At 49.6% G+C, this 1,376-nt stretch carries 2 protein-coding genes; both read left to right on the top strand.

Annotated elements, in window-relative coordinates; all coding sequences use genetic code 11:
- A partial coding sequence (locus tag ABYW01_RS21290) for a tyrosine-type recombinase/integrase (RefSeq protein ID WP_372836608.1) occupies positions 1 to 823 on the top strand: 823 nt, incomplete at its 5' end.
- Complete coding sequence (locus ABYW01_RS21285; protein ID WP_372836606.1) at positions 810 to 1,019, top strand: helix-turn-helix transcriptional regulator; 210 nt, start codon at positions 810 to 812, stop codon at positions 1,017 to 1,019. The genes ABYW01_RS21290 and ABYW01_RS21285, both read left to right, overlap by 14 nt.
- Positions 1,020 to 1,376 lie beyond the last annotated feature (357 nt).

The raw sequence follows: 1,376 nt of genomic DNA, 5'->3' as shown, positions 1-1,376 counted from the left end.
TGACCACAGCAAGATCGAAAAGCACTTCATTCCTTTCTTTAAAGAGCAAAAGAAGCTTAACGCTCTGACGGAACAAGACATCCAGGCTTACCTAGAAAAGCTTGCCCGTACGGAACTTGGCAAGTCCACCCAAGACCGCCATATTGCGCTGCTGAAAGCGTTCGAAAAGTACGCAATGGAGCGACAGTGGATTAACGCCTCCTTCATGGGCAGCATCAAAATGAACAACCCGAAGAACGGGCGCACACGCTTCCTGAGCGACGAAGAGTTGGGCCGTTTTCATGTGGCCTGTCGATGCCACGAGGGAGACGTATACCGTGCCTTTGAGTTCATTGCATCGTTAGGACTTCGTATCTCCGAAGCCTTGAACGCTCGACTGGAAAACTGGGATCCAGCCAGCAATACCCTGTATCTGGAGGATTCCAAGACGGGGGCACGCTTCGTGACTCTCAACCCATCTGCTACTGCCATTTTGGAACAACAAGCTCAGAAGTATAGCCATGATGGACTGGTATTCCGTGGTCGTAATGATGATCGCCCTATGTCTTACCCCGCGAAGGCCTGGAAGAAAATCATGGTGGACGCAGATCTTAATGACGGCACTGTAACTCCGCATTGTCTCAGGCACACCTATTGCTCTCATTTATTAATGAATGGCATCGACCAATTCTCGGTATCTCGTCTCATGGGATTGAGCTCTACGCACTGTATTCATCGCCATTACGGGCACCTGAGCAATAAAACACTGACTGCGGCTAATGCTGTAGTGACGGATGTCATCAACCAGTCTGTGAAAAAGGTACAAGTCAATGAAGCAGCCTGATTCAACTCCAATGCTAGAGCCCTTACTGAAAACAGAAGAAGCAGCAGCATTCCTGAACATCTCCAAGAGTGCTTTGGAGAAAGGACGAGCAGCTGGCAACGACGGCCTGCCACCTTATTGCAGGATCGGTCGATCAGCAATTCGGTACCGTCGATCTGATCTGGTGAATTGGGTCAACGATAACGTTGTGCACTGAGCAAACACGCTCCCGCTGCTAGGAGCAGGTATTAGCAGCCACATCACCATAGCTGTCTCTGTGGTGTGTTGTGTAACAGAGGTCTCGCGAACCTTATGACATTCAGCCACACCGGGACGCCGGTTTGGTTTTATCGGAACGGTCAGGCCAACCGTTTCGAACTAATGAAACAGACAAACTGAAAGGCTAAGAAAATGGACAAGCAAGAAGTGAGCAACGGAACTGATGAGGTTCTCGTAAATGACACCGACGCACCACAGGTGCAGAGTACGTTTATGGATGATTTACAGCAATGGCTGGATGAAAAAACGTTGCACCCTGATTACGGACTCAAGCCCTACGGTACAGTGTGGTATC

It is taken from the genome of Pontibacterium sp. (assembly GCF_041587635.1).
Taxonomy (GTDB): Bacteria; Pseudomonadota; Gammaproteobacteria; order Pseudomonadales; family Balneatricaceae; genus Pontibacterium.
Note: the sequence above shows the minus strand (reverse complement) of the source record. Positions and strands in the feature narration are given on the sequence as shown.

Excerpts from the sequence above, each read along its gene's own strand:
- ABYW01_RS21285 (WP_372836606.1), top strand. The coding sequence starts at position 810 with ATGAAGCAGCCTGATTCAACTCCAATGCTAGAGCCCTTACTGAAAACA.